Origin of the sequence: uncultured Nitrospira sp. (genome assembly GCA_902500695.1) — a bacterium.
GTDB lineage: Bacteria > Nitrospirota > Nitrospiria > Nitrospirales > UBA8639 > Nitrospira_E.
This window is the reverse complement of the sequence record CABVRQ010000141.1, coordinates 1-4,697: the sequence shown is the minus strand read 5'-3', so window position 1 is coordinate 4,697 and position 4,697 is coordinate 1. Positions and strand designations below refer to the sequence as shown.

General features: G+C 48.5%; 4 protein-coding genes. 1 reads left to right on the top strand and 3 read right to left on the bottom strand.

Annotation, left to right across the window (positions count from 1 at the left end; translation table 11 throughout):
- The first annotated feature begins 703 nt into the window (after positions 1-703).
- Positions 704-922, top strand: coding sequence for a hypothetical protein (locus AAH187_RS18735; RefSeq protein ID WP_342350012.1), 219 nt, complete (start codon positions 704-706; stop codon positions 920-922).
- 183 nt (positions 923-1,105) lie between these two features.
- Here the strand turns inward: AAH187_RS18735 and AAH187_RS18730 are convergent, their stop codons facing one another.
- The 3 genes from AAH187_RS18730 to AAH187_RS18720 form a co-directional block, all read right to left on the bottom strand.
- Positions 1,106-1,540, bottom strand: coding sequence for a hypothetical protein (locus tag AAH187_RS18730; RefSeq protein WP_342350011.1), 435 nt, complete (start codon positions 1,538-1,540; stop codon positions 1,106-1,108).
- Positions 1,541-2,271: 731 nt separating this feature from the next.
- Positions 2,272-3,372 (bottom strand): CARDB domain-containing protein, encoded by a 1,101-nt coding sequence (locus tag AAH187_RS18725; RefSeq protein WP_342350010.1) that lies wholly within the window; start codon positions 3,370-3,372, stop codon positions 2,272-2,274.
- A complete protein-coding gene (locus AAH187_RS18720; protein ID WP_342350009.1) occupies positions 3,372-4,334 on the bottom strand; it encodes a hypothetical protein in 963 nt (320 codons plus the stop codon). Before AAH187_RS18720 ends, AAH187_RS18725 begins: the two co-directional genes overlap by 1 nt.
- Between the last annotated feature and the right edge of the window lie 363 nt (positions 4,335-4,697).

Genomic DNA, 4,697 nt, shown 5'->3' with positions numbered 1-4,697 from the left:
GATGGATATTAAGAAGAACCACGCTATTCTAGACAGCAGCTTAATCACCCATTTGAGTTTAATGCCCGACAGGCACCCTTCTGCCTCCCTCATCATTTGAATGATAAGTCGAGGCACGATTAGCTTAGACATATCTGCCACCTATGTTTACGACATGTACCCCTTTCGGTACTTGCCCACCTCACACCAGTCAAAGGTTTCTAGAACCTATAATTTCCGCCTCTTTCTATTTCCTCTTTACAATTAGTTGCTTAGTTTGCATTCCTGGATGTCCAGAAGCACCAACACGACCAACGGCATCAAGGTTGCTTTTCTTTGAATCAAGAACGGTGACAGATGGCTGACCAGATAGAAAGGCAACACCATGGAAGGTATTTTACTCATCATCATCAGTTGCGTAAGTCTGTTGGGACTGGTTTCTTTGTATTGGTTGTGGCGACCATAGGCATGAACCCTAAATTGAGAAAGACGTCCATACCATGCCTTCCCTAACGACTTCCATGCTCCCAATTAAAGCAGTCAATTGGAATGACGTATTGCCCACCAATCCCTATAGATTTCATGCTGCTGGATATTTGTTTTGCGTTCGATGTGAACATTTTATCCGACTGATGTCTTTTTCGAACAAAGAAGTTTGTTGTTCCGACTGCACCAACGTGTGAGCGAATTCTGTGAGCGACAACTTCTAAAGGAGAGAAGAAAGATGAGCGACACCATGACCATTAGTCGATCATGTGAAGAGGGAATGTTTCTTCTTCGAGAAGGCGATTATGTGTGGAGAGTGAACGAAGACGGGAAGGTGGACTGTGCCGTCCTAGGGGATCCCACTGCATTCGAACTGCTTAGCTTCATTCAGAAATGGAAAACCCCAACCCGTCGAATTTTTCAAGAATACCCATGGCAATATCCTTTGTCTGACTAAACGCAATGGCATACTCATCCTGATGATCAGCTCGAAAGGCTAAATTAACCATGTGGATCAATACCGTCTGGTCCATATTGGGTTTTCTTGGCGACACAATACCTTCAACCCTCTACCAGATTGAAAACCCGTTCGATTCCAGCCGTATGCATACGGTTTAATAAAAATGTTCTTGTTGATTTTTTATTGGCCCACTTTGGGGTAGGGAATGGGAACAGGCCCACCCGGTGTCGGGGTTTTTTGCACATCAGGAAATGCGAGGGAAGGGCAACGGGCCTTGTACAGCTTCACACTGCCCGAATAGCTTCCAGCCAGCGGATCACGGGCATACATGGCCGGAAGCGTTACCCATTTCGGATTGCTGCCGCTTTCCCCAAGATTGGTTACTTGTACCTCAAGGGGTCGGACTTTTGTATTTCGGACCCAGGCCAGGCTGGAGACCACCGGAGAAAACGTGAACGTTTGGCCGGAATTCAGGCTCTTTGTCAGCGTCTGATTGCCCGTCTTGTATTCGACAACACATTCATTCTTTGCCCATCCGGTGAAGGGGATCACAACGAGAATCAGGCTGAACAACACAACCGCGACGGCCTGCCGGTAAGGTGCAGAAGGGTTCATAGTGACCTCTTGTGTGTAGTAGGAGATAGTATTGTTCAGGCGTTCAGTTTAGATCAGAAGCCATTTTCGCTTTCCTCCAGTCAAGGGTCGGAAGTGTAGAAATGTCCTCAGTCCTTGTCAATGAATATTCAGCAGAACCGTTTCCCCCCTCTGAGTCCTGATTCCAAAGCAGGGTCGAAAAAGGAATCGCGGGAATCATTCTTCCGTCTTAGCGCACACTTGCCTCTTGCCCTGCGCACCAAAACCCGCGAGCTGCAGTTAAAACACAAAAAACTCTTCGGTAGTTCATTTAATTGTGGCTTCTGGGATCCAATTCCGGTGTACCGATTACAAAATAGTGCCGGGATTCACCAGAAAAGCATCATGCATCAAGATACGGGTAGAGCTTTACAGCTCAACCAGGGGGACAGACTTCGAACAGGAAGACTGCCCTTCGCATGGCTCTTGAAGAAACAGCCTTTTCCTTAACCCCTCTCTGATCCCCCTACTCCTTTCACCTCTCATTTTCTCACAATCTCCGATTTCCCGGTCTCTTTAGTTTTCCGCAAAAATGAACCGTAAAGAAAGCCGATGCCGTGCAAGATTCCTCCGTGAATCCTGACGGCATCGGCTACCAAGTTGACATCCCATTGAACATGGCTGGGGATCCGGCCGAGGTTCATTCCCTTATAGTGAGTCAGAAACCACAGGCAAAGTGATACCGGAATCCTTCACTTGCACATTCACCTTTTTCACTGAACCCGGATGGGAATATAAGCCCGATTGTTCGAACCATTCACTTCATTGATATCGTTGTCTTCATCAACGATGATTCCCAGCCAGTAATTTTGTCCCGCATTCAGAAAATTGGGAATGATCACCGGAATCGTGGTGGTTAACACGTCGGCAGGATGAATCGAGCCAAAGGTTCCCCCACCGATACGGGTATCGCTATAACTAATAAAGTCATTGGTAGAGACATAGAGTCCAAAGCTCACGTTGGCATGAGCCTGTTTCCCATTATTTTCGATCGTAAATTCAGGCCGTACCACACTTCCCCGATTCACTCGATATCCCGGCTCCCCGGCGATCGTAATACCGGTCAGCGTCCCGGTGTTGGCATTATTACGGACCCGCACCCGGTCATGACTTGAATACTCGCCGCTGGCTCCGGTTCTTCGCCAGTGCGAGGCGGACACATCGTTAAAGGCGGAGCCTTGTGACCCATACAGCACTCGCGCTCCGTGCGAAGCATCTTCCCCGAAATACGTGATAGCCGACCCCCCATTGGTGTGATGGTGGCGCCACGAATCACCCATGACATTGTATTCCCAATTGACATGCATCAGGCCAAGATAGTGTCCAGCCTCGTGCACGATGACCGCATCGATGGGACTGCTTGACCCGGTGTAGGTACTATTGGCGTTTTTGTTTTGGGAGGTAGTCCAGGACGGTCCGGTGGAATCGAGCACGATATCCACTTCGTCCAGTCCATAATGCCATCCAAATAACCAGTAGCAGTGATAGCGCATGCGGGCCTCACCTGGTGGGGAAATACTTGCGGCCCAGATTTCATTTTGCCCATTTCCACTCCCCACCCCACCAGTTTCGGTCGTATGGTTGATCGTAAACGGCGAGGGGTTCGTGTTAGTAATATTCACACCTCGTTGAGCTGCCTGCAGGACACTTCCGGCCGGGAAACTTCCCGTATTGATCCGTGCTGTGGTGGAGTTTCCTCCCCAACGCAATTTCTTGCCACTGTCTCCATTACATTCCAGCCAGGATGCCGAAAATGCGGGAGAACTACACAAGACCGCAAAAACCATAGGTACGAAAACTTTTGTCATATTCATTATCGAAGTCCCTCCTTAGCATGAATGTCATAGCGTTCTTCATCGCTTATCTTAGGTAATGCTTCATCCTTGGCTTCGAGAGCCAAGACCTCATTGTCAGGCACTTCAAACCGTTCTTTCACATTCGCCATCACTATTGGGGATCGAGGATCACCCACCTGCTTATTCCACTCGCGTATGGCATCAAAGAATACGTCGGGAGTCAGCGCATCCTCATAGACTTCCATGGGATAAGCCTCTGGTTCTTCGGTCACATCTTTTTGGATCGGCAGGTTCTGATTGCCCAGATTGACCGTCGTGACCTTCGGAGCTTCCCGGTCATAGCGGGCCTGCAGATCCTTCAAGCTCTGTCTGCTCTCCTGGCTTACCCGATCGATATAGGCCTTCATATCAGGGCGTTCCAACAAGGCTTTAAACGAAGGGCGTGGTATTTCCATCACATTGAGATCGAACCGCGGTTTACCACCAACGCGTAAGGTTTTGTGGGCTTCCACAACCGGCACTCCCCAACCATTCAACACCTGGTTATCATGTATACGAAATCTTCCCTCGACACATTCCACAAGCTGGCAGTCGTTGATCTCTCCTCCTTTGACAAACAACACATCGGTTTGTCCAAGGGCAAACGCAGGTGCCGTCGAAACCATGTAGACACCACCCTGCCCATCCGACCCACCGGGGATTCGAAGGGTGACTTTTTTGTCCGGTACTTCACCTCTCAACACTTCCAGAACCTGATAGGTCACGAACGTATGGGGAAGACCCTGGGGTTGCTCTTTCGTGGGCTCTGAGTTTCGATATTGGATATCAACCACCTGGCCGTACATAATCAGACCCGCCTCACGAACTTTAGATTGAAGACCGCCTTCGCCCGCATCGTTCGGACTGTGGCCCCATGCTGACGAATTGATGGCCACCATGCCAAGGATTACGACTATTTTTAAGAACCCATTGAGTTTCATAGAATGCCCTTTCTCTTTCATTTGCGTGAATGCGAAATTGATGGAACCGCGACGAATCCGATTTCATTTACGGATCCCCAAAGATATCGTCTGTCCATTTCCTACGTTGCATCTGAATCTTGTGCACCTGCTTTCTGACCATGCACCCTCCTTGGTGAGTTAATGTAAAAAATCTTTCTGCAGCTTGCTATAGCAACCTCAATGCCAAAATCTTCAATGGAGGAAAGTTATTTCTGCAAGCGAATAATTCACCGTATTCTTGGGAAATTTGAGTACATTTCAATCCGGATGTTGTTCGATCAACTCATCTTTACCTGGGAAAGAAAACGAGAGAAGATACGAATCGTATCCGTTCAGATACGC

Excerpts from the sequence above, each read along its gene's own strand:
- AAH187_RS18735 (WP_342350012.1), top strand. The coding sequence starts at position 704 with ATGAGCGACACCATGACCATTAGTCGATCATGTGAAGAGGGAATGTTT.
- AAH187_RS18720 (WP_342350009.1), bottom strand. The coding sequence starts at position 4,334 with ATGAAACTCAATGGGTTCTTAAAAATAGTCGTAATCCTTGGCATGGTG.
- AAH187_RS18725 (WP_342350010.1), bottom strand. The coding sequence starts at position 3,372 with ATGAATATGACAAAAGTTTTCGTACCTATGGTTTTTGCGGTCTTGTGT.
- AAH187_RS18730 (WP_342350011.1), bottom strand. The coding sequence starts at position 1,540 with ATGAACCCTTCTGCACCTTACCGGCAGGCCGTCGCGGTTGTGTTGTTC.